Annotated in this window: 22 protein-coding genes and 1 pseudogene; 14 read left to right on the top strand and 9 right to left on the bottom strand. The window is 72.4% G+C overall.

Annotated elements, in window-relative coordinates; all coding sequences use genetic code 11:
• Positions 1–121: 121 nt before the first annotated feature.
• Positions 122–655: a hypothetical protein gene (locus AB0K03_RS32325; RefSeq protein ID WP_364692771.1), complete on the bottom strand. Its 534-nt coding sequence runs from the start codon at positions 653–655 to the stop codon at positions 122–124.
• Between the two features lie 134 nt (positions 656–789).
• Here AB0K03_RS32325 and AB0K03_RS32320 point away from each other — a divergent pair.
• Positions 790–1,011 (top strand): annotated as a pseudogene (locus tag AB0K03_RS32320) (cupin domain-containing protein); the annotation flags it as partial.
• A gap of 30 nt (positions 1,012–1,041) precedes the next feature.
• Here the strand turns inward: AB0K03_RS32320 and AB0K03_RS32315 are convergent.
• The 3 genes from AB0K03_RS32315 to AB0K03_RS32305 all read right to left on the bottom strand — a co-directional run bounded on the left by AB0K03_RS32315 (position 1,042) and on the right by AB0K03_RS32305 (position 2,861).
• Complete coding sequence (locus AB0K03_RS32315; protein ID WP_364692768.1) at positions 1,042–1,815, bottom strand: DUF2927 domain-containing protein; 774 nt, start codon at positions 1,813–1,815, stop codon at positions 1,042–1,044.
• A gap of 163 nt (positions 1,816–1,978) precedes the next feature.
• Positions 1,979–2,395 carry a VOC family protein gene (locus AB0K03_RS32310; protein WP_199517091.1) on the bottom strand — a complete coding sequence of 139 codons (417 nt, stop codon included), beginning with the start codon at positions 2,393–2,395 and terminating at the stop codon, positions 1,979–1,981.
• A gap of 55 nt (positions 2,396–2,450) precedes the next feature.
• Positions 2,451–2,861 (bottom strand): AraC family transcriptional regulator, encoded by a 411-nt coding sequence (locus tag AB0K03_RS32305; RefSeq protein ID WP_364692764.1) that lies wholly within the window; start codon positions 2,859–2,861, stop codon positions 2,451–2,453.
• 130 nt (positions 2,862–2,991) lie between these two features.
• Between AB0K03_RS32305 and AB0K03_RS32300 the strand changes: the two genes are divergently transcribed.
• The 5 genes from AB0K03_RS32300 (at position 2,992) to AB0K03_RS32280 (ending at position 7,610) form a co-directional block, all read left to right on the top strand.
• A complete protein-coding gene (locus AB0K03_RS32300) occupies positions 2,992–3,627 on the top strand; it encodes a maleylpyruvate isomerase family mycothiol-dependent enzyme (RefSeq protein ID WP_364692761.1) in 636 nt (211 codons plus the stop codon).
• Between the two features lie 195 nt (positions 3,628–3,822).
• On the top strand, positions 3,823–4,353 hold the full coding sequence (locus AB0K03_RS32295; protein ID WP_364692758.1) for a hypothetical protein: 531 nt from the start codon (positions 3,823–3,825) through the stop codon (positions 4,351–4,353).
• 274 nt (positions 4,354–4,627) lie between these two features.
• The gene (locus AB0K03_RS32290) at positions 4,628–5,227 is read left to right on the top strand and encodes a CGNR zinc finger domain-containing protein (RefSeq protein ID WP_364692755.1); all 600 of its coding nucleotides are present in this window, start codon (positions 4,628–4,630) and stop codon (positions 5,225–5,227) included.
• Positions 5,224–6,321, top strand: coding sequence for a winged helix DNA-binding domain-containing protein (locus AB0K03_RS32285; protein WP_364692752.1), 1,098 nt, complete (start codon positions 5,224–5,226; stop codon positions 6,319–6,321). The genes AB0K03_RS32290 and AB0K03_RS32285 overlap by 4 nt, the downstream gene beginning before the upstream one ends.
• A gap of 35 nt (positions 6,322–6,356) precedes the next feature.
• Positions 6,357–7,610 (top strand): MFS transporter, encoded by a 1,254-nt coding sequence (locus AB0K03_RS32280; protein WP_364692749.1) that lies wholly within the window; start codon positions 6,357–6,359, stop codon positions 7,608–7,610.
• A gap of 26 nt (positions 7,611–7,636) precedes the next feature.
• Here the strand turns inward: AB0K03_RS32280 and AB0K03_RS32275 are convergent, their stop codons facing one another.
• A complete protein-coding gene (locus AB0K03_RS32275) occupies positions 7,637–9,010 on the bottom strand; it encodes a glycosyl hydrolase family 18 protein (RefSeq protein WP_364692746.1) in 1,374 nt (457 codons plus the stop codon).
• Between the two features lie 150 nt (positions 9,011–9,160).
• Between AB0K03_RS32275 and gltX the strand changes: the two genes are divergently transcribed.
• Together gltX and AB0K03_RS32265 are read left to right on the top strand one after the other, a co-directional pair.
• Complete coding sequence (gene gltX / locus AB0K03_RS32270) at positions 9,161–10,570, top strand: glutamate--tRNA ligase (protein ID WP_364692743.1); 1,410 nt, start codon at positions 9,161–9,163, stop codon at positions 10,568–10,570.
• Between the two features lie 431 nt (positions 10,571–11,001).
• A complete protein-coding gene (locus AB0K03_RS32265) occupies positions 11,002–11,814 on the top strand; it encodes a hypothetical protein (protein ID WP_364692740.1) in 813 nt (270 codons plus the stop codon).
• Positions 11,815–11,971: 157 nt separating this feature from the next.
• Here AB0K03_RS32265 and AB0K03_RS32260 read toward each other — a convergent pair whose 3' ends face one another.
• From AB0K03_RS32260 to AB0K03_RS32245, 4 genes are all read right to left on the bottom strand, one after another.
• A complete protein-coding gene (locus AB0K03_RS32260) occupies positions 11,972–12,736 on the bottom strand; it encodes a hypothetical protein (protein WP_364692737.1) in 765 nt (254 codons plus the stop codon).
• A complete protein-coding gene (locus AB0K03_RS32255) occupies positions 12,733–13,212 on the bottom strand; it encodes a hypothetical protein (RefSeq protein WP_364692734.1) in 480 nt (159 codons plus the stop codon). The genes AB0K03_RS32260 and AB0K03_RS32255 overlap by 4 nt, the downstream gene beginning before the upstream one ends.
• A 48-nt stretch (positions 13,213–13,260) precedes the next feature.
• Complete coding sequence (locus tag AB0K03_RS32250) at positions 13,261–13,932, bottom strand: TetR/AcrR family transcriptional regulator (protein ID WP_364692731.1); 672 nt, start codon at positions 13,930–13,932, stop codon at positions 13,261–13,263.
• A gap of 78 nt (positions 13,933–14,010) precedes the next feature.
• Positions 14,011–14,256: a hypothetical protein gene (locus AB0K03_RS32245; protein WP_364692783.1), complete on the bottom strand. Its 246-nt coding sequence runs from the start codon at positions 14,254–14,256 to the stop codon at positions 14,011–14,013.
• 222 nt (positions 14,257–14,478) lie between these two features.
• Between AB0K03_RS32245 and AB0K03_RS32240 the strand changes: the two genes are divergently transcribed.
• From AB0K03_RS32240 to AB0K03_RS32215, 6 genes are all read left to right on the top strand, one after another.
• A complete protein-coding gene (locus AB0K03_RS32240; RefSeq protein ID WP_364692728.1) occupies positions 14,479–15,675 on the top strand; it encodes a helix-turn-helix domain-containing protein in 1,197 nt (398 codons plus the stop codon).
• 165 nt (positions 15,676–15,840) lie between these two features.
• Positions 15,841–17,013, top strand: a complete 1,173-nt coding sequence (locus tag AB0K03_RS32235; RefSeq protein ID WP_364692725.1) for an acyltransferase domain-containing protein — start codon at positions 15,841–15,843, stop codon at positions 17,011–17,013.
• Positions 17,014–17,044: 31 nt separating this feature from the next.
• Entirely contained in the window at positions 17,045–17,995 is a 951-nt protein-coding gene (locus AB0K03_RS32230) for a beta-ketoacyl-ACP synthase III (RefSeq protein ID WP_364692722.1), read from the top strand.
• A gap of 53 nt (positions 17,996–18,048) precedes the next feature.
• On the top strand, positions 18,049–18,291 hold the full coding sequence (locus tag AB0K03_RS32225; protein ID WP_023359558.1) for an acyl carrier protein: 243 nt from the start codon (positions 18,049–18,051) through the stop codon (positions 18,289–18,291).
• A gap of 1 nt (position 18,292) precedes the next feature.
• On the top strand, positions 18,293–19,519 hold the full coding sequence (gene fabF / locus AB0K03_RS32220) for a beta-ketoacyl-ACP synthase II (RefSeq protein ID WP_364692719.1): 1,227 nt from the start codon (positions 18,293–18,295) through the stop codon (positions 19,517–19,519).
• Positions 19,520–19,761: 242 nt separating this feature from the next.
• Entirely contained in the window at positions 19,762–21,171 is a 1,410-nt protein-coding gene (locus tag AB0K03_RS32215; protein ID WP_364692716.1) for a carboxyl transferase domain-containing protein, read from the top strand.
• Positions 21,172–21,225: the final 54 nt, after the last annotated feature.

Genomic DNA, 21,225 nt, shown 5'->3' with positions numbered 1-21,225 from the left:
GCGGCCGCTTGGTCACGCAGCCATGCCGATGACCCGAGACATACCTATTCCGATGACCCGAGACACCCTATTCCGATGTCCTGAGCCAGCACACTGCCGCGCCCACCACCCCGGTCCCGCCTCACCGCTCCGGCACGCTGGCGTAGACGTACGTCGCGCCTTCCAGTGCAGCGCGGGTGAGGTCCGGACGGACCAAGCGACTGGCCAACGCGAAGGCAGCTTCGGCGTAATGCCGCGTGTACCCGCCTCCTTGGTCGCCGACGAAGCCGGCCTCCTGCGACGCCTCCGCCAGCGCGGCGTCCTCGAAATCCCGGAAGTCGCAGGAGAACGGCTCGAAAAGCCACGCGTAGTCGTCTGCGGTGGAAGCCATGAGTCCATCGTCATGGTTCAGATGCGCATCGTCCTTCGGTTGCCCTAGAGAAGTTCGAGCGTCCAGCAGACGGCGGAGTCGGTCGCAGCCATGATGTTTCAGGTGTTCGACGGTGACCGAGGCTTTGTCGTGCGTGAGGAGGTCCATCCGGACAGAGCTGCGCGCGGGGAACCGGCGTATGAGCCAGGCAGGGCCGGCGTAACAGCGGGTGATCCGATCAGCCACCTCGTCCTGGACGGAATGGAAAGGCGCGGTCCGCGAATGCAGGGTGAGCCAGAAGTTCATGTCTTCCCTTGTGAACAGCGGAAGGATATGCGCTGACAATAGGCGTCATCTGCGGAGGAGGAGCGGTGCACGAGACGCAAGGTGTCGAGGTGAAGGTTTTGGCGACGGTTGACCTCGCCGGCGAGATCGAGGGCATGCAGGGGCGGCAGCTTCGCATGCGCATGGTGACCATGGAGCCGGGAGGCGTCTTCGGCCCGGTGCACGACCATGCGGGCAGGCCAGGCATCGTGTACGTGCTGCAGGGAACGATCACCGATCACCGGGACGGCGTCGGCACCGACTACGGTCCCGGGGTCGGCTGGCCCGAGGATCGGCGCACGACCCACTGGCTCGAGAACAAGGGGACGATTCCCGCCGTGGAGATATCGGTGGACATCGTTTATCGGCTACGAAATGGTGACCGCTGCGGTGATCGTCTTCTTCGTGTCGCCCGGATTGACTGCTCCGCCGTACAGGAGCTTGATGAGCTTCTGATCGAGCGCCGAATAGCGGACCGGGGCCGACCAGTACTGGCCGTAGAAGACGCTCGACGGATGGTCGTTCGCGTCGCGCATCAGGCCCGTGCTCTGGGTGAGTTCCTCGCGGATCAGGTGGCAGCGGATCCGTTGCGTGATGCCCGTCGTCCGGATGAGCACGTTGGCGTTCGTGATGACGTAACCGGCCGACCAGTCGACGTGGAAGAAGCCATCGTTGTTCGGCACGTAGTCGGGTTCCAGCGCCTTGAAGCGGCTCACCGGCGCGAAATGCACCTGGATGTCGGCGGCTTCGTCCTTGGTCAGCTTCAGGTCGGTGGTCGCCGTCAGTTTGTTGAAATCCGACACGACGCGAGCCAGGCAGTCGCGGTCGGCCGCGCTGGGCTTGCCGTTGACGCGCACGGTCACGACCGGCTTCGTCCATCGGGTGACGACACGGATGCTGTCTCCGTACTCGGCGCCCAGCGCGATTTTGAAGAAGTAGTTGAGGGCGGCCTTGTCGATCGTCGGCTTGACGGTCTTCGGCTCGGCGGAGGCGGGCGGCGTCGGCGATGGGGAGGGGCTCGGAGCGCCGAAACCGTCAGTCGCCGCGACGGCCGGGGGCGGATTCTCATCCTGGGAAGGGGTGCAGCCGGCCAGGGCCAGGATCAGCACGGCCAATGCCGGGGCCAGGCGGCGAAGCGGCACTCGAGGCGATCCCACCACGGCATCCTACGATCGCAGCGCCCGTGCGCCGGGGCCCGGGCTTCGGGCCGCCCTCGCCCGCACAGCCGGTGGCGAACCAGCCGGCGCGGGCGGCGCCGCGGCCCGGGCTCGTGAGCGCGCGGACCGCGGCAGGCGGGACGGATCGCTACGAGCCGGCCGGCTGGCTGACCCGGAAGTGGTTCCCGAACGGGTCCCGCCCGCCGAAGTCGATGCCGTACGGCTGCTCCGTCGGGCCGTCCGTCAGCTCCACCCCCTTGGCCTTGAGCTCGTCGTACGTCTTGCGGGCGTCGTCGGTGCTGAAGCCCAGCGTGAAGCCGCTCGCCCCCTTGGCGATGAGCTCGCGCAGCTGCTCGGCCGTCTGCGCGTCCATCGCGGGCGGGCCGGGCTTCTCCAGCAGGATGACTCGGTCCGGGTCGTCGCCGGGCACGCGTACGGTGAGCCAGCGCATGAAGCCCAGGTCGATGTCGTCGGCGACCTCGAGCCCGAGCTTGCCGACGTAGAAGTCGAGTGCCTCGTCCTGATCGGCGACGAAGACGTGGGTGATGCGGATCTTGTTCAGCATGGACTCACGCTAACGACCGGCCCGGCCACGATGCTTATCCAAAAATGACGTGCCGTCACGGTCCTCCTTCCGGGAAGGAGGCCGGCCGCATGTAGGCCATCCCGAAGCAGTTCGGCACCACCGACGGCACCGCCCGTTTCCGGTACGCCGTGGGCGACTCGCCGAGGATCGCGTGGAACGTCCGGCTGAACGTGCCCAGACTGCTGAACCCCACCGTCATGCACACCTCCGTCACGCTCTTGTCCGTCTCCCGCAGCAGGAACATGGCGCGTTCCACCCTGCGCCGCTGCAGATAACGGTGCGGTGTCTCCCCGAAGGTCGCGCGGAACGTCCGGATGAAGTGCGCGGGCGAGACGTGCGCGATCCGGGCCAGCGCGGGGATGTCCAGCGGCTCCGTATAGGCGCGGTCCATCGCGTCACGGGCACGGAGCATGCGGCGGTTCGACTCCTCGACCGCGCGGCTCACGTCGTCACCGCCACGAGCTGCTTGCGACCCCCGCCTGACGTCATGGCCGGAACCCTAGCCCCGTCCTCCGACAATCTCGGCGACGTGCTGCACGGCGTACGGATGAAAGCCAGGCCGGTAGCCTGTCGCGGTGGATATCCGTGCCGCCATCGCCGATGAGCGACGCCGCATCGCCGACCTGGTCGACTCGCTGGAGCCGCGCCAGCTGGACACGCCGAGCCTCTGCGGTGAGTGGACCGTCAAGGAAGTGGCCGGTCACCTGCTGGCGGCATTGGGCAAGCCACCGGTCCCAGTGCTGCAGCTTCTGGCGCGCAACGGCTTCCGCCTGCACAAGGCGAATGCGCAACTCGCGGTGCTGACAGCCGGCCGTCCGGCGGCCGACCTGGCCCAGGCCCTGCGCGACAACGCCGAAAACCCCTTCAAACCCCCCATCGTCGGGTACGCGGGGCAGCTGACTGACCTGCAGGTCCACGGCCAGGACATGCGCCGCCCCCTCGGATTGCCGCACGGTCTGCGGCTGGACCGGCTCAAGGTGTCGCTGGAGTTCCTGACCGGCGGCCGGGCGATCGGCTTCACGCCGAAGCGCCGGGTCGCGGGGCTGCGCTTCGAGGCGTCCGACCTGAACTGGTTCTCCGGAGTGGGACCGCTGGTCGCGGGGCCCGCGGAGGCATTGATGATGGCCATGTGCGGGCGGACGGTGGCGCTGTCCGACCTGGACGGCCCCGGCGTACGGATCCTCGAGAGCCGCCTGTCCCGGCGCCGCTGAGACCTTTTGGCGGGGACAGCGATCGCTTCGCGGGCCGTGATGACGATGCATTCTGACCATCCTCTGACGCATCCCGGCCTCTATGTCCACTTTGACCGGATACGAGACGCCGAATCGTCGCCCCGCCGACACGAAACGCCGGAACCCGCGCCGCGCCCGCGAAAAAGTGTCGGTGCGGACCCCTACCTTCGCCGCATGGACACCAACGAGTTCGCGCCGGAGCAGGACCGGCGCCCCCACACCCAGCTGGACCGCCACTTCACGACGGGTGGCAACGTCTACCGGATCACCGCCATGGGCACGGGTGACGACCCCATCGCCCTCTCACTGATCGGCTGGGGCCCGGACGGGGAGACGGTGAGCGAGATCAGCGGAGGGATCTCGCCCCTCGACCTCCCCGACGTCACCCAGGCCCTCGCGTCGACCCTCACCGGCCTTTCGGCGTTGCGCAACCAGCGCAAACCGACCCGGCCGGCGGAGGAAAAGCCGAAGCGCTACCCCAACCGAGGCGCCCGATGGTCCCCCGAGGACGACGAACGCCTCGTGGCCCGCTACCGGGCCGGGGCCGGCGAGCGGGCGCTGATGGAGGAGTTCGGCCGCAGCCGCGGCGGCATCCGGGCGCGCCTGGAAACCCTTGGGGAGATAGCACCGGACGGCGGCGCCCTGAATGGATCAGGTCGAGTCTCCGACGCGGAACCGGCTCGGAGCGAGGCGGCGGTTCCGTAGGCAAGAGGCGGCGGGTGGTCGACCGGCGGCGAGGTGACGCTCATGGCCGGCCGGCCGGCCGCCGACTGCGGCAGTCGCCGGCTGGTCGTCGGTCAGGCCGGCCGGCGTCGCGGGCGGGCCCCGGCCGGCCATGCCCTGCCGGCTGGTCGTCGATCAAGCCGGCCGGCGTCGCGGGCAGGCCCCGGCCGGCCATGCCCTGCCGGCTGGGCGTCGATCAAGCCGGCCGGCGTCGCCGGCGGTCCCGATCGGCGCCGTAACTGGTATAACCAGTTACATGCGGGTGCGACATCCGGACGGCCAGGCGTTCACGTTCGACGCCGGAACGCTCTGCCTCGAGTTGTCCAGCGTGACCGGCGGCGAGGGGCACCGGGCGCGCTACGAGGTGCTGCACTCCCCCGCCGACTTCGTGCGGTGGGCGGCGGCGAGCAGGCTGGACCTGCGCGCGCACGGGGTGCGGCCGGGCGATGTCGTGGTGACCGAGGAGGAGCTCGCGCTGGTCAAGCGGCTGCGCGAGGCGGTGTGGGCCGGCGCGTGGGCCACAGCCGGCGGCGGAGCCGTGCCGCCGGCGGCCGCCACCGTGATCAACGAGGTGGCGGGCATGGCTGTGCCCGTACCTTTCATCGCGGCGGACGGCGCCCGGGCCTGGCGCCGGCCCGTGCGGGGCGACCAGCTCGCCGCGCTGATCGCGCGGGACGCGGTTGCGGCGCTCACCCCGCCCACGGCTGCGCGGGTACGCATGTGCGCCGCTGACGACTGCGCGCTGATCTATCTGGACACGTCGCGTCCCGGTAACCGCCGCTGGTGCTCGATGGACCGGTGCGGCAACCGGGCCAAAGTGCGCGGGCATCGCCTCCGGGGGAAGGAACCTTCATGAAACTGGACGAGATCCTGCGGCGGCGGATCGAGCGGCACTTCCTCGGCGGCGAGCGAGGTGTGGACGTGGTCGAGGTGGCCGGGCGGATCGGCGGCCTCCACGCCCAGGTCGCGTCGTCCGCCCAAGCGGCGGCCGACCTGCGCCTGGGCATGGCCACCGACCAGGCCACGGCTGACTTGCAGCCAGGCGCGGTCGCCGACCAGGCCGCCGCCGGCGGGCGGCCAGGGGCGGTCGCCGACCTGGAGAGGGCGCTGTGGAGCGACCGCACGCTCGTGCGCACCTGGGCCGCCCGCGGCACCCTGCACCTGCTCCCCGCCGCCGACCTGCCGTTCTGGGTGGCCGCGATGAGCACCCGCACCCGGGAGACCACCGGCTCCTGGCTGCGCTACCACGGGGTGACCGCGGCGCAGATGGCCGACATCATCGCGGCCGTGCCGGACGTGCTCGGCGACGTCCCGATGACGCGGGAGGAGCTCGCCGACGCGGTGATCGCGGCGACCCGGCACGAGGAGCTGCGCGGGCCGCTCACGCAGGGGTTCGGGGCGATTCTCAAGCCGCTGGCTTTTCGGGGACTGCTCTGCTCCGGTCCGCCGCGCGGGCGCAACGTCACGTTCGTGGCGCCGCGCGCGTGGTTCGGCGACTGGGAGGCGGTGGAGACCGAGGCGGCGATCGATCGGCTGGCGCTGGCCTATCTGGACGCGTACGGGCCGGCCGACTTCGCCGAGTTCGCGCGCTGGTTCGACCTGAAGCCCGCACTGGCCCGCAAGTCGTTCGCGCGGCTCGAGCTGGAGCCGGTGGACGGTCACGGCTTTCTGCCGGCGGGGGCCGAGCGGCCCGTGGGCAGGGATTCCGTGCTGTTACTGCCCGCGTTCGACCCGTACGTGGTCGGCGCCCTGCGCCTGCTGGATGTCATCAGCAGCGGGCCGAGGTCCGCGGTTTCCCGGCCGCAGGGCTGGATCTCCCCCACGCTGGTGGTGAACGGCCGCATCGAGGGCGTCTGGGAGGAGAAGAACGGGGCGCCGGCCGTCACCCCGTTTCGCACGCTGCCCGCCGCGGTGCGCCGCGCCCTTCCTCGGGAGGCCGCGATCATCTAGGGTCCGAGGAACTTTCGTGTTTGCCCGGAGGCACCATGAGCGTCACGCAGGGCACACCGGCCGCGCTGGCCGAGCCGGTCGTCCCGGTCCGGCGCTCGTGGATCGGGCTGCTGTTCGCGGCGAACCTCGGCCTGTGGATGGTGTTCTTCACCCCGGTGCAGGTGCTGCTGCCCGAGCAGATCGCCGAGATCGGTGTCAGCGGCAAAGAGGCGGCGCTCGGCTGGGTCACCGGCGTCGGCGCGCTCGTGGCGATCATCGTGAACCCGGCGGCGGGCGCGCTCTCCGATCGGACCCGGCTGCGGCTCGGCGGCCGGGCGTACGGGCGGCGCCACGTCTGGACCCTGTCCGGCGCGGCGCTCACCCTGGCGTCGCTGCTCTTCCTCGGCGTGCAGGACTCGATCGTCGGGGTGGCCGTGGGCTGGGCCGGCGCGCAGGTCGGCCTCAACGTCATGCTGGCCACGCTGACGGCGGCCGTGCCGGACCGGGTGCCTGTACGCCAGCGCGGGCGCGTCTCCGGCTGGATCGGCATGCCGCAGGCGCTCGGGCTGGTGCTGGGAGCCGTGCTGGTCACCGCCGTCGTCACCGGCACCACGAGCGGGTACGTGATGATGGCCGTCGTGTTCGTGGTGCTCGCCGTGCCGTTCGCGCTGCTGACCCCGGACGACCCGCTGCCACCGGGCGACCGGGAACGGCCGCGGGGCAAGGCGATCTGGCGCGTGTTCCGGGAGCACCCCGACTTCGCCTGGGCGTGGGGCACCCGCTTCCTCGTGCAACTGGGCAACGCGCTGGGCACGCTCTACCTGCTGTACTTCCTGACCGACAAGGTGCGGCTGGCCGACCCGGACACCGGCCTGCTCATCATGATCCTGCTCTACACGGCCGGCATGGTGGCCACGGCGGTGATCGGCGGACGGCTCTCGGACAGCTCGGGCCGCCGCAAGATCTTCGTGATCTGGTCCGGGATCGTCATCGCGGTCGCCGCTTTGCTCCTGGCCATCTGGCCGACGTGGCCGGTGGCGCTCGTCGCCTCGGTGCTGCTCGGCGCGGGGTACGGCGTCTACCTCGCGGTGGACACGGCGCTCATCACCCAGGTGCTGCCGGCGGCCGTGGACCGGGCGAAGGACCTCGGGGTCATCAACATCGCGACGGCCGCCCCGCAGGTGCTCGGCCCCGCGATGGCCGCGCCGATCGTCACGCACCTGGGTGGCTACCCCACCCTGTACGCGGTCACCGCCGCGGTCACCCTGCTAGGCGCGGTCATGGTCGTACGGATCCGCGCGGTGCCGTAGCCGTCCCGCGCGGATCCGCCCCACGCTTACGGCAGCGTCCAGCGCTGGTTGGCGCCGGCGAAGCAGTCCCAGATCTGCAGCCGGGTGCCGTTCGCGGAGCTGTTGTTCGACGCGTCGAGGCACCTGCCGCTCGACGGGTTGCGCAGCGTACCGTCGCCCTGCGCCTGCCACTTCTGGGCGCCCGTACCGTTGCAGTCGTAGATCTGCACCAGCGAGCCGTTGGCCGTGCCCGCGGCGGCCACGTCCATGCACTTGCCGAGCGCGCGCAGCGTGCCGTCGGTGCCGACGGTCCAGTTCTGCGCCGCCGTGCCGTTGCAGTCGTACAGCTGCACGGCCGTGCCGTTGGCCGACGAGGCCGCGGCGACGTCGATGCACTTGCCGGCGATGCCGGTGATCCGCCCGGTGCGTCCCGACGGCGGGTCGGTCGGGGTGCCGCCGGTCACGGTCGAGTAGATGGCGCTGACCAGGGAGGTCGCGCCGGTGGCGTCCTGCGACAGCTCCCAGTTCATGATGCCGGCGGCGTTGGCCATGGCCCACTGGGTCTTGCGCCGGATCGTCGGCAGGCCGTTGTAGCACTCGTTGACGCCGTTGATGGTGGCGCAGTCCTGGTTGGCGAAGGCCGGGTTGGCGGCGACGATCTCCGCGTACGTCTTGTAGCCGGGGCGGCTGTAGAACGGCACGCCCAGCACCGCCTTCGACGCCGGCAGGCCGCGGCCCTTCCAGAAGTTCACGCTGGCGATCGACCAGTCGTAGTTGGCGTGCGGGCTGCCGCCGTCGTACGCCATGATGTTCAGCCAGTCGACGGCGTTGAACACCGCGGGCTGCACGCCGTTGGCCGTGCCGCCCTCGGACACCACCGCCGCGGTGAGCAGTTTGCCCTGGGCGTGCAGGGCGTTGCCGAGCTGCTGCATCAGCGCGGTGTAGTTGTTGCCGGACGTGCCGGGGTCGGGGTACTCCCAGTCGATGTCGATGCCGTCCAGGTTGTACTGGCTCACGACACCCATCACGGTGTTGACGAACGTCGTGCGGGTGCTCGCGCTGGCGGCCATCGCCTCGAAGCCGGAGTCGTTGCCGTCGTTCCAGCCGCCGATGGCCAGCGACACCTTGACGTTGTTCTGGTGGCCCAGCGACACGAGCTGCGAGAGCTTCGAGGTGTTCTCGATCGGCTGCAGCGTGCCGTTGGCGTTGGGCAGCGCGAACGCATAGTTGATGTGGGTCAGCTTGCTGTACTGGATGCTCGTGACGCTGCCGGCCCAGGACGGCATGTAGCCGACGCTCTTGAAGTTGTTCGGCAGCACCGCAGCCTCGGAGGTGCCCTGGACGGCCAGCGCGGTGACGAGACCAGCTGCACCGACCACCAGGGCGGCCGCGGCCGAGGCGATCCTTCTTCTCTTGGCCATGGGGGTGGGGACCTTTCTGTCCGGCGTGGGGGCGCCGTGGGGATGACATCGGGCCGGAAAATCTTAAGAAGGCTTACTAACAGTCGTCAATACACGACGTGAAAAAAGGCCGCCGGGAACCCGGTGGCGGGGGGCCGTAGGCTGGGGTCCGTGACTGTACGAGTACGCTTCGCCCCTTCTCCGACCGGAATGTTTCACGTCGGCGGCGCCCGCTCGGCGCTGCAGAACTGGATCTACGCCCAGCAGGCCGGCGGCACGTTCGTCCTGCGGATCGAGGACACCGACGCGGCGCGCAACCGGCCGGAGTGGACCGAGGGCATCCTTTCCGCCCTCGACTGGATCGGCATCGAACGCGGCACCTATGAGGGCCCCTACTTCCAGTCGGCGTACGCGAGCGAGCACACCGCCGCCGCCACCCGGCTGTACGGCGAGGGCCGCGCGTACTACTGCGACTGCACCCGCGACGACGTCGTGGCGCGTACGGGCAACACCCACACCGGCTACGACGGCTTCTGCCGGGACCGCGCGCTCGGCCCCGGCGAGGGACGCGCGCTGCGCTTCCGTACGCCCGACGACGGCGAGACCGTGGTCGTCGACCTGGTCCGCGGCGAGCCGACGTTCGACAACAAGCTCATCGAGGACTTCGTCATCGCCCGCAGCGACGGCTCGGCGGTCTTCCTGCTCGCCAACGTCGTCGACGACATGACGATGGGCATCACCCACGTCATCCGCGCCGAGGAGCACCTGCCCAACACGCCCAAGCAGCAGCTGCTCTGGGAGGCCCTGGGCGTGAAGCCGCCGGTGTGGGCACACGTGCCCGTCATCGTCAACGAGAAGCGCCAGAAGCTGTCCAAGCGCCGCGACAAGGTGGCGCTGGAGTCGTACCGCGACGAGGGCTACCTCGCCGCCGCGATGCGCAACTATCTGATGCTGCTCGGCTGGGCGCCCACCGGCGACCGCGAGATCGTGCCGTGGCAGGTCATCCTCGACGAGTACCGGCTCGAGGACGTCAACCACTCCCCCGCCTTCTTCGATGTGAAGAAGCTGCGGGCGTTCAACGGCGAGTACATCCGCGCACTGTCGGCTGAGGAGTTCGCGGCGGTCTGCGCGCCCTGGCTGGGTGGCACCGACACGATCCCCGCCCCGCCGTGGGACCCGGCGAAGTTCGACACCACGGTGTTCGCCGCCGTCGCGCCGCTCGCCCAGACCCGCATCGCCGTGCTCAGCGAGATCGTCGACTACGTCGACTTCCTCTTCCTCGACGAGCCGGTCTCCGACGAGCAGTCCTGGAACAAGGCGATGAAGGAAGGTGCGGGCGAGATCCTCGACGCCGCGGCCGCCGCCTTCGGCGCCCTCGAGGACTGGACCGCCGAGCCGCTCAAGGCCGCGCTGGAGCGCGTCGGCGAGGAGCGCGGGCTCAAGCTGGGCAAGACCCAGGCGCCGGTCCGGGTCGCCACGACCGGGCGTACGGTCGGCCTGCCGCTGTTCGAGTCGCTCGAGATGCTCGGACGCGAGCGCACCCTCGCCCGGCTCGCCGCGGCCCGGGCGAAGCTCGGCTGAGCACGGCCGTGCTCGGCTGAGCACGGCTCGGGCTCGGCTGAGCACGGCTCGGGCGAAACCCGGCAGGCCGCGGTCCCGGCGCAACTCGGCCGGCCGCGGCCCGGGCGAAGCTCGGCTGAGCCTTCGTGACCATTTCGGTATGCGCGCACCGGGAAACCGGTGCGCGCTCGTCTCACCAGGCAACTCTCCGCCCATCGGCGCGCGTCCAAGCGGTATGACCGTCAGCAGCACGGGTGACCTTGGCCAGCGGCGCTTGCGCCTGCTGGGTACTATTCGCGCGCCGATCAGCAGTCGCTGTTCACTCTCGCCGCCGATTTCCGATAGCTCGAAAAGGCCGCCCGCCGGGATGCGGGTGACTGGATCTGCGAGGAAGCTGTGAGAACGCACGCACGGCGCGGCAATGTCCATCACGCAGGCGGGGGAGGCCGGACGTGGCTCGAGGTTTGATCACGCGGCGCTGGACCGCGGCCGGCGTGCTCGCCGCCGCACTCGCGGTCGGGACCGGCCTCGCGCCGGCCGCCGCTCACGCCGCATCGGCGCCCGCGGCCGCGCTGCCGGCCGGCGCGCGATCCGTCGGCGCGCTGTCTGTCGGCGCGCTGTCTGTGGGCGCGCTGTCTGTCAGCTCACTGCCTGCCGGCGCACGGCCTGCCGCCGTCCTCCAGGAGGACTCCAGCTCGGCGGCGCCCAAGGCCGGGGCCAAGCCCACCGCCGTCCAGATCAGCGGCAAGGTGCCCGAGGGCAAGATCGTCGTGCAGCAGGCCGAGCGGCGTGACCTGTTCCAGCGCCTGCTCAGCGAGGTCAACTGGCTGGCCTCGGCCACGCCGACCACGACCAAGCCCAAGGCGGACAAGCTCGGCCCCAAGTACACGGTCGTCGTGCTGGTCAAGGACAAGGCCACCCAGCAGTACGACCTCTACCCGCTGGCGGCCGGCGGCCCGCGCGCGTACCGGCCGGCCAAGCAGCCGACCGGCAAGAAGGCGGCGGGCTGGTTCTACGGCCGGCTCACCATGTCGGAGTCGCTGCGCGTGGCCGGTGTCCCGCTCAAGGAGAAGCCGGACGTGGTCACCGGCGGCATCGGCGGTGGCATCGGCGAGGAGGTCGACACCGAGGAGCTGGACCCGCTGGCGGTCGGCAGCGACGTGCTGCACCAGATGCGCCAGCTGTTCCTGCTCAACGGCGCGGTGCTGCTGGTCGTGCTGATCGGGCTGGGCGGCGTGGCGTACCTGATCCGCCGCCGGGTCTGACGCAGCTCCACCCGGCCGGCGGACCCGCCCCGCGACCGAGCCGGACGCCGGCTCAACCCGGCCGGACCCCCAACTCACCCCGGCCCGGCGCCGACTCACCCCGGCCCGGCGCCGACTCACCCCGGCCCGGCGCCGGCTCACCCCGGTCCGGTCCGGATCAGCCGGCCGGGCGTACCGGGATGCGCAACACCGGGCACGCGGGCGCCGGGGCGTTGCACCGCTCCCCCAGCCCGAACGCGTCCGGCAGCCGCGGGTTCGTCGCCACCTGCGCCGCCTCCCGCGCGGTCAGCGGCGGTTTGCCCCGCTCGACGTCCCCGGTGCCGCGCTCGCCCGTCGCCTGCACCACGACCGTGCGCCCGTCCACGACCCGGCGGGCGATCACCTCGTTGACCTGCCAGTCCTTGTCCTCGCGGTCGGAGTAGCGGGCGTACTCGATGCCGGCCCGGGTCCGGTCCGGCTTCGCGCAGGAGTTCGGGTCGGCCAGCACCGGCAGGCACAGTCCCGCGGGTGCGTCGTAGACGGCCACCTCGATCAGGCCGCGGGACTCCCCTTGCGCGGTCATGACGGCGTACTGCCGCCAGCCCGGGCCCGACGCGGGCAGCCGCGGGACGATCCGGTCGCCCTTGGCGTCCACCGGGCCGCTGAGCACCCGCAGGACCGGGTCGAGCACCGCCGACGGGCGCGGCTGGGCGACCGGTACGGCGGCGGCCGAGCGCGGCTTGGGGCCGGGCAGCAGGACCGTCGTCAGGGCGTACCCGAGGAGGATGACGATCAGCGCGACGGCCAGGCCGGCCAGGATCACCGACCGGGCGCGGCGGCGGCGCAGCCGGTCGGCCCGGCGGAAGATGTCGTCGACCGCGTCGCCGATCGGCGGCTCGGCCGCGCAGGCCCGCTCGAGGACACCGGTCATGGCCGCGCTCATCCCGTCACCGCCGGCTGGGTGATGCGCAGCAGGTCGGCGAAGGCGGCCAGGCCCTCGGCCTCGTACTCGGTGACCTTCGCCGCGTCGAGGCCGAGCACGTCCGCGGTGTCCACCACCGCGAGATGGCAGAAGTGGTGCAGCACGAGGACCGCGCGGCACTTGGGCGACAGCCGGCGCAGCGCGTCGAGCACCAGCACGGTGTAGACGTCGCCCATCGCGGCATCGGTGTCGGCCGCGCCCCGCTCGGCGGCCTCCGGCGGCGCGACGAAGACGTGCTCGCGACGGCCGTGGGTGGGCTTGAACGCGGCCATCAGATCGCCGTACGCCCACAGGTCCGGATCACCGACGTCCGGGGCGGTCAGCGCCCGGGCGAGTGTGGCCCGCGCCAGCTCACCGGCGTGTGCCCAGTCGCCGCACATCAGGAAGGCCGCCCGGCGCAGGTGGGCGTAGCGCTGGGCCACGTACTCCTCGGTCATTTGCACCTTTATAGGGCACAAAGGCGTTCTCGCGCGGCGGAACGGCGGTCACGCGACCCGCACGGTGACCTCCACGAGCCGGATCAGGTCCTCGAGGTCCGCATCGAACTCGGCCGCATCGTCCTGCGCCGGCACGCCGTCAGGCGGCGCGGAGGGCGGCGGCGCGGAGTCCGGCGACGCGGAGTCCGGCGACGCGGAGTCCGGCTGCTGCGAGGAGGGAAACTGCGGCACGGAGTCCGGCGGCGCCGCCGGGTCGGCGGCCGGGAGACCGCCGGTGACCTCGCCGGTCGTGTAGCCGAGGAGGAAGGCGCAGATCATCCGGGTCAGCCGGGGCACCTTCTCCGCGGGCACTCCCGCGTCGTGCAGCGTCGCGCGCAGGGCCGCGGTCAGCCACGAGCCGCCGGGCGAGGGACGGTTCAAAATCAACGGGTACGCGCGGGGATGCCGGCGGGACAGCCCGCGTACCGCCCGGCCGAGCGCGCGCAGCCGCTGCCGCCAGTCGATGTCCGCCGGGTCGTCGCCGTACGCCGTGCCGAGCTCCAGGTGCAGCAGGTCCACGAGGCCGTCCAGCAGGGCGTCCTTGCCACCGACGTACGGGTAGAGCGCCATCGACGTGAGCCCGACCCGTTCCGCCACGGCCCGCATGGACATCGCGCCGAGTCCCTGCTCGTCGACGAGGGCGAGGGCCTGGTCGAGGATGAGCCGTCTTCTGTCGTCCACGGCCCCACCGTGTCCGGCGGCGGCCGCGTGCCGTGCCGGACGCGCCCGGCAGTCACCCCCTGGGGTGAGAAGTCGGCATCAGCACCAGCGGCCGGGTGGACGTCCCCGGCCGGCCGCGCGGCGGCGCGGGCGTACCGCCCCGTGCAGGTGGGCGCCGGCCCAGCCGCGCAGCTCGGAGCGGCAGCCCACCCGGTGCGGGACGTCGTCGGTGGGCTCGTCGCCGGCGGGCGCCACGGCGAGGACGGCGGCGTCGGACGTGGGCGCCGAGCCCTCCTCCGCGGCGTCGTGCTCCGCGTCGGGGCGTACCCCCTCCTGGTCCTTCATGTCGTGCCTCCCCTCGACCTCGTCACCGGATTGCTGATCGGCACCGCGGCGCCCGGCTTGACCCTCACGGGTGCCGGTCCTAGCAGCGCTAGGACGACACCATGCCAGGTCACCGACCGGAATCGCGGGGAGGGCACACCGCGATAACGGACAAATTTCGCCAAAAACCGCAGGAAGGCGGTCCGTGGCGCCGGCTCCGGCGGCCCCTGACATGCTGGTCGGATGGCAGCGGACGGCAATTCCACGGGTACGGCGAAGCGCCGCCCCCTGGCCGCCACCCTGCGCCGGGTCGAACGCAGCGCCGGCGCCCTCGCCTCCGCCAGCGTCGCGCGCATGGACGAGACCCTGCCGTGGTTCCGCGCCCTGCCCGCCGACCAGCGCTCGTGGGTCATGCTCGTCGCCCAGGCCGGCGTACGGTCGCTGGTCGAGTGGCTGCGCTCCGGCGGCACGGCGGCCGGCACGCAGGAGATCTCGGACGAGGTCTTCGCCGCCGCGCCCCGCGCGCTGGCCCGGTCGATCACGCTGACCCAGACGGTCCAGCTGATCAAGGTCACCATCGACGTCGCCGAGTCCGAGGTGGCCAACCTGGCCGCGGCCGGCGAGGAGGGTGCGCTGACCGAGGCCATCCTCAAATTCTCCCGGGAGATCGCGTTCTCCGCCGCCCGGGTGTACGCCCGCGCGGCCGAGTCGCGCGGCGCGTGGGACGCGCGCCTGCAGGCGCTGCTCGTCGACGCGCTGCTGCGCGGCGACTCCTCCGACGTGCTGGCCAGCCGGGCCGCCGCGCTGGGCTGGGCGGACGCCCCGCCGGTGGCGGTCGTGGTGGGCCGCTCCCCCGGCGGTGACCACACCGCCGTCCTGCACAGTGTCTACCGGGCCGCCCGGCGCGCGCGGGTCGAGGTGATCGGCGGGGTGCACGGCGATCGGCTGGTCGTGGTCATGGGCGGCGCCGCGGACCCGCTCGCCATCGCCGGGCAGCTCGCCGCGGCCTTCGGGGAGGGCCCGGTCGTCGTGGGTCCGGCCGTGCCGTCGCTCGACAACGCCACCGAGTCGGCCCGCGCCGCCCTCGCCGGGTTCCGCGCCGCCCCGGCCTGGCCCGGCGCGCCGAACCCGATCGCGGCGGACGCCCTGCTGCCGGAACGGGCCCTGGCCGGCGACTCCGAGGCCCGGCGCACGCTCAAGCATGACGCGTACGGCGCCCTGTGCCGTGCGGGCGGCGGCCTGCTGGAGACGCTGGACGCCTTCTTCGCGGCCAACGGCGTGCTGGAGAGCGCCGCCCGCGAGCTGTTCGTGCACCCCAACACAGTGCGGTACCGCCTCAAGCGCGTCGCCGAAGTGACCGGTATGTCCCCTCTGGACGGGCGGGACGCGTTCGCGCTCCGGATGGCACTGATCCTGGGGCGGCTCGATCCTGCGAGCTAAGTCACGCCAACGATTGACCTGCACATTCGTCGCGGCAGTCCCCGCAAATGCCCACGAAAAGGGATGAAACGAGAGGCACTTTGTAGGAACCCCACAACGCGGCTCGTAGGGTTTGGTCTCCTGCCGCACCCGCAGAAGCGTGCCGTATCCGGAAGAGTCGGGGACGTGCTCGCCGTACTCTCGCCCGGCCAGGGCTCCCAGAAGCCCGGCTTCCTGTCCCCGTGGCTGACCCTGCCCGGCGCCGGGGCGCGCCTGCGGTGGTGGTCCGCCCTCGCCGGCGTCGACCTGCTCCACCTGGGCACCGAGGCGGATGCTGACGAGATCAAGGACACCGCGCGTACCCAGCCGCTGCTGGTCGCCGCCGCGCTGCTGGCCGGCGAGCACCTGCCGATGCACGACGTCGGCCTGGTCGCCGGTCACAGCGTCGGCGAACTGGGCGCGGCCGCGCTCGCCGGGGTGCTGCCCGCCGAGGCGGCGATCGCGCTCGCCGGGGTCCGTGGCCGCGAGATGGCCGCCGCGTGCGCCCTCGAGCCCACCGGCATGAGCGCCGTCCTCGGTGGCGACGCGGACGCGGTGGTGGCCGCCATCGAGCAGCACGGGCTGCACCCGGCCAACCGCAACGGCGCCGGTCAGATCGTCGCCGCGGGCGCCGTCGACGCGCTCGCCAAGTTCGGCGAGGAACCGCCCGCCGGTGCGCGGGTCCGGCCGCTGGCCGTCGCGGGGGCGTTCCACACGCCGTACATGGCGCCGGCCGAGCAGGCGCTCGCCGCGGTCGCCGGCGGGGTCACCGTCGCCGACCCGGCCCGCATCCTGCTGTCCAACCGCGACGGCGCCGCCGTCGTCCACGGCCGGGAGATGCTGCAGCGCCTCGTCCGCCAGGTCACCGCCCCGGTGCGCTGGGACCTGGTGATGCGGACCCTGCGCGACGTCGGGGTCACCGGCATCGTCGAGCTCCCGCCCGCCGGCACGCTCGCCGGACTGGTCAAGCGCGAGCTCAAGGGCGACAACGCGCCCGAGATCGTCACCCTCAACACCCCGGACGACCTGCCCAAGGCGCTCGACCTGATCGCCCGGCACGGCGGGGCGCCCAGCTTCGAGCCGGCACCCGCGTTCCGGATCGTGGTGGCCACCGGCGCCGGCGTGTTCCGGCCCGCCGAGGGCCTCGCGGAGGGCGACGACGTCCGCAGCGGCCAGGTCATCGGCCGGGTGGAGACCCGGCAGGGCCCGGCCGACATCGCCGCCCACACCGGCGGCGTGCTCCTCGAATGGCTCGCCTACGACGACGACCCGGTGGCGCCGGGCCGGCCCGTGGCCCGCATCGGCGGGCATCAGGAGTGACCACCCCGCTCGCGACCGAAGGAGCAGCACCATGACCGCGGGATCCCGCATCGTCGCGATGGGCCACTACCAGCCCTCGCGTGTCGTCACCAACGACGACCTCGCCAAGATCGTCGACACGAACGACGCGTGGATCCGCGACCGGGTCGGCATCGCCGAGCGCCGCATCGCGGACGCCGAGACGGTCGCCGACATGGCCACCTCCGCCGCGGAGAAGGCCCTGGCCGGCTCCGGCCTGACCGCCGCGGACATCGACATGGTCGTCGTCGCCACGTGCTCGTCGGTGGACCGGTGCCCCAACGTGGCGACCCGGGTCGCCGCCCGGCTGGGCATCACCGCGCCGGCCGCGTTCGACCTCAACACCGCCTGCTCCGGGTTCTCGTACGGGCTGGCCACCGCCGACCACGCCATCCGCGCCGGTGCGGCCCGCAACGCCATCGTGGTCGGCGCCGAGAAGCTCTCCGACGTGACCGACTGGACCGACCGCAGCACCGCCGTGCTCTTCGGCGACGGCGCGGGTGCGGCGGTCGTCACGGCCGTGCCGGACGGCGAGGAGCCCGGCGTCGGGCCGGTGCTCTGGGGCTCCGCCCCGGACAAGGGCGACGTGCTGCGCATCGAGGGCTGGCAGCCGTACATCCAGCAGGAGGGCCAGATCGTGTTCCGCTGGGCCACGACCGCGCTGGCCCCGTTCGCCCTGCAGGCCTGCGAGCGCGCCGGGGTCCGCCCCGAGGAGCTGGCCGCCTTCGTGCCGCACCAGGCCAACACCCGCATCATCGACGGCATCGTCAAGCGCCTGGGCCTCGGCCCGGACGTCGTCGTCGCCAAGGACCTCGTCGAGTCCGGCAACACCTCCGCGGCGAGCATTCCCCTGGCCCTGTCCAAGCTCGTCGAGCGGCGCGAGGTGCCCTCGGGCGCCCCGGTGCTGATCTTCGGCTTCGGCGGCGGCCTCACCTACGCCGGGCAGGTCGTCCGCTGCCCCTGAGGCAGCCGTCCGCCCGTCGAGCAATCCCCACCATCGAGAGGAACCAGCGAACAATGGCTACCCGCGCAGAGATCACCTCCGGCCTCGCCGAGATCCTGGAGGAGGTCGCCGGGGTGAACCCCGACGACGTCGCCGAGGAGAAGTCCTTCACCGACGACCTGGACGTCGACTCGCTGTCGATGGTCGAGGTCGTGGTGGCCGCCGAGGAGAAGTTCGGCGTCAAGATCCCCGACAACGAGGTGCAGAACCTCAAGACCGTCGGCGACGCCGTGTCCTTCATCGAGGCGAATCACTGACATGAGCAGCACAGACGTCGTCGTCACCGGGCTCGGCGCGACGACCCCGCTGGGCGGGGACGTCGCGTCCACCTGGGACGCCATGCTCGCCGGCCGCTCCGGGGTGAGTGCCCTCACCCAGGAGTGGGCCGCGCAGTTGCCCGTACGCATCGCCGCCCAGCTCGCCGTCGACCCGTCGGAGGTCATCGAGCGGGTCCGGCTGCGCAAGCTCGACCGCTCCGAGGCCATCGCGCTGATCGCCGCGAAGCAGGCGTGGGCCGACTCGGGCCTGGCCGACTCCGGCCTGGACCCGGAACGCCTGGCCGTGAGCTTCGGCAGCGGCATAGGGGGCGCGCAGACCCTGCTGAACCAGGACGACATCCTGGAGGCCTCCGGGCCGCGCCGGGTCAGCCCGCACACCGTGCCGATGCTCATGCCCAACGGCCCCGCCGCCTGGGTCGGCATCGACCTCGGCGCGCAGGCCGGCGTGCACTCCATGGCCAGCGCGTGCGCCACCGGGGCCGAGGCCCTCTCGCTGGGCCTCGACATCATCCGGTCCGGCCGCGCCGACGTGGTCGTCGCGGGCGGCACCGAGGCGGTCGTGCACCCGCTGCCGATCGCCGGCTTCGCCTCGATGCGGGCCATGTCCACCCGCAACGACGAGCCGGAGAAGGCCTCCCGGCCGTGGGACAAGGGCCGCGACGGCTTCGTCCTCGGCGAGGGCGCGGGCGCGCTCGTGCTCGAACGCGCCGATCACGCCGCCGCGCGCGGCGCCACCGTGTACGCCCGCCTCGCCGGCGCCGGCATCACCTCGGACGGCTACGACATCGTCCAGCCGGACCCGGAATGCCGCGGCGGCATCCGCGCGATGAGCCGGGCCATCCGCGACGCCGGCCTGACCGGCACGGACATCGTCCACGTCAACGCGCACGCCACCTCCACCCCGGTCGGCGACATGGGCGAGATCAAGGGCATCCGCGCCGCGGTGGGCGACCACCCGCTGCTCACGTCGACCAAGTCGATGTCCGGCCACCTCCTCGGCGCGGCCGGCGCCCTCGAGTCCATCGCCACGATCCTCGCCATCCGCGACGGCGTCGTGCCCCCGACGATCAACCTGGACGACCCGGACGACCGCCTCGACCTCGAGGTGGCCGCCCACAAGGCCCGCCCGCTGGAGATCGCCGCGGCGATGAACAACTCCTTCGGCTTCGGCGGCCATAACGTGGCGCTGGTCTTCACCCGCGCCTGACATCCCGGTCCGGCTGCGGCCCACCCTCGGGTGGTCCGCAGCCGCTTCGGTTGTTCCCCTCGGCGGACCGCCGCCACCCCTCCCGCCCGGCTCCGCCGGGCTTGACCCCTTCGGTCCGGCCTTGTCGGACGTCACCCCCTCCGGCCCGGCTTCGCCGAGCGTCATCCCGGCTCGGTTCTGTCGGGCGTCACCACTCGGCTCGGTCTTCGGGCGCCGCGCCCTCACCCTGCTTGGAGCGCGCCGTGACCACGACCTCCCCGACTTCCGGCCCGGCCGCCGCCGACCACCGCGACCCGGAGGCGCGCCTGCGCGCGCTCTTCGACCGGGGCACGCTGCGCCTGCTCGCCCCCAAGGACGACTCGGGCGTGCTGTACGCGCGGGGCGATGTCGACGGCACCCCGGCGATCGCGTACGCCTCCGACGGCACCCGCATGGGCGGCGCGATGGGGGTCGAGGGCTGCCGGCACATCGTCGACGCCATCGACACCGCCGTCCGGGAACGGGTGCCCGTCGTCGGCCTGTGGCACTCGGGCGGCGCCCGCCTCGCCGAGGGCGTGGTCGCGCTGGACGGCGTCGGCCAGGTGTTCGCGGCGATGGTCCGGGCCTCGGGACGCGTGCCGCAGATCTCGGTGGTGCTCGGACCGGCCGCGGGCGGGGCGGCGTACGGGCCCGCGCTCACGGACATCGTCATCATGAGCAAGGGCGGGCGCATCTTCGTGACCGGCCCGGAGGTGGTCCGCAGCGTCACGGGTGAACACGTCGACATGGAACGGCTCGGCGGTCCGGAACCGCACGGCCGCCGCTCCGGCGTCGTGCACATCACCACCAAGGACGACAGCGACGCGTACGGGAAAGCACGCGAACTGACCGTCCTCCTCGGGCGGCAGGGCCGGCTCACCCCCGCCGACGCCCACGACCGCGACCTGGGCGCCACCCTGCCGGACCGGCCCGCCCGCGCGTACGACGTGAAGCCCGTGGTCCAGGCGCTCCTCGACGAGCCCGGCGTGGAACTGCACGGCAGGTGGGCCCCGAACGTGGTCACCACCCTGGGCCGGTTCGCGGGCCGTACGGTCGGCGTCGTCGCCAACAACCCGCTGCGCCTCGGCGGCTGCCTGGACGCGGCCGGCGCCGAGAAGGCGGCCCGCTTCGTGCGGATGTGCGACGCGCTCGGCGTACCGCTGATCGTGCTGGTCGACGTGCCCGGCTATCTGCCCGGCCTCGGCCAGGAATGGGACGGTGTGGTCCGCCGCGGCGCCAAACTGCTGCACGCCTTCGCCGAATCGGTGGTGCCGAGGGTGACGCTGGTGACCCGCAAGGCGTACGGCGGCGCGTACGTCGCGATGAACTCCCGCGCCCTGGGCGCGACGGCGGTCTTCGCCTGGCCCACCGCCGAGATCGCGGTCATGGGGGCGAGCGCGGCCGTGACGATCCTGCACCGCAGGACACTGGCGGCCGCCCCGCACGACGAACGGGAGGCGCTGCGCGAGACGCTGGTCGAGGAGCAGACCAGGACCGCGGGCGGCGTGCACCGGGCCGTGGAGATCGGCGTCGTGGACGCCGTCATCAAACCCGAAGAGACCCGCCGCCGCGTGGCGGAGGCCCTGGCAGCGGCCCCGGCCGCGCGAGGCACGCACGGCAACATCCCACTCTGATCAGCTGCCCTCCCAGCCGACCCCGCCCGGCGCCACCACCCGCAGCCGCCAACG

The sequence above is a fragment of the Actinoplanes sp. NPDC049316 genome (assembly GCF_040677315.1).
Taxonomy (GTDB): Bacteria; Actinomycetota; Actinomycetes; order Mycobacteriales; family Micromonosporaceae; genus Actinoplanes.
The sequence above is the reverse complement of the archived record's forward strand: the minus strand, read 5'-3'. Positions and strand labels throughout refer to the sequence as shown.

What these genes read in the sequence shown, in the direction of transcription:
- AB0K03_RS32275 (WP_364692746.1), bottom strand. Translation starts at nt 9,010, where the DNA reads ATGGCCAAGAGAAGAAGGATCGCCTCGGCCGCGGCCGCCCTGGTGGTC.
- AB0K03_RS32285 (WP_364692752.1), top strand. Translation starts at nt 5,224, where the DNA reads ATGAAACTGGACGAGATCCTGCGGCGGCGGATCGAGCGGCACTTCCTC.
- AB0K03_RS32260 (WP_364692737.1), bottom strand. Translation starts at nt 12,736, where the DNA reads ATGAGCGCGGCCATGACCGGTGTCCTCGAGCGGGCCTGCGCGGCCGAG.
- AB0K03_RS32225 (WP_023359558.1), top strand. Translation starts at nt 18,049, where the DNA reads ATGGCTACCCGCGCAGAGATCACCTCCGGCCTCGCCGAGATCCTGGAG.
- AB0K03_RS32280 (WP_364692749.1), top strand. Translation starts at nt 6,357, where the DNA reads ATGAGCGTCACGCAGGGCACACCGGCCGCGCTGGCCGAGCCGGTCGTC.
- fabF (WP_364692719.1), top strand. Translation starts at nt 18,293, where the DNA reads ATGAGCAGCACAGACGTCGTCGTCACCGGGCTCGGCGCGACGACCCCG.
- AB0K03_RS32325 (WP_364692771.1), bottom strand. Translation starts at nt 655, where the DNA reads ATGAACTTCTGGCTCACCCTGCATTCGCGGACCGCGCCTTTCCATTCC.
- AB0K03_RS32230 (WP_364692722.1), top strand. Translation starts at nt 17,045, where the DNA reads ATGACCGCGGGATCCCGCATCGTCGCGATGGGCCACTACCAGCCCTCG.
- AB0K03_RS32290 (WP_364692755.1), top strand. Translation starts at nt 4,628, where the DNA reads ATGCGGGTGCGACATCCGGACGGCCAGGCGTTCACGTTCGACGCCGGA.
- AB0K03_RS32240 (WP_364692728.1), top strand. Translation starts at nt 14,479, where the DNA reads ATGGCAGCGGACGGCAATTCCACGGGTACGGCGAAGCGCCGCCCCCTG.
- AB0K03_RS32255 (WP_364692734.1), bottom strand. Translation starts at nt 13,212, where the DNA reads ATGACCGAGGAGTACGTGGCCCAGCGCTACGCCCACCTGCGCCGGGCG.
- AB0K03_RS32310 (WP_199517091.1), bottom strand. Translation starts at nt 2,395, where the DNA reads ATGCTGAACAAGATCCGCATCACCCACGTCTTCGTCGCCGATCAGGAC.
- AB0K03_RS32245 (WP_364692783.1), bottom strand. Translation starts at nt 14,256, where the DNA reads ATGAAGGACCAGGAGGGGGTACGCCCCGACGCGGAGCACGACGCCGCG.
- AB0K03_RS32295 (WP_364692758.1), top strand. Translation starts at nt 3,823, where the DNA reads ATGGACACCAACGAGTTCGCGCCGGAGCAGGACCGGCGCCCCCACACC.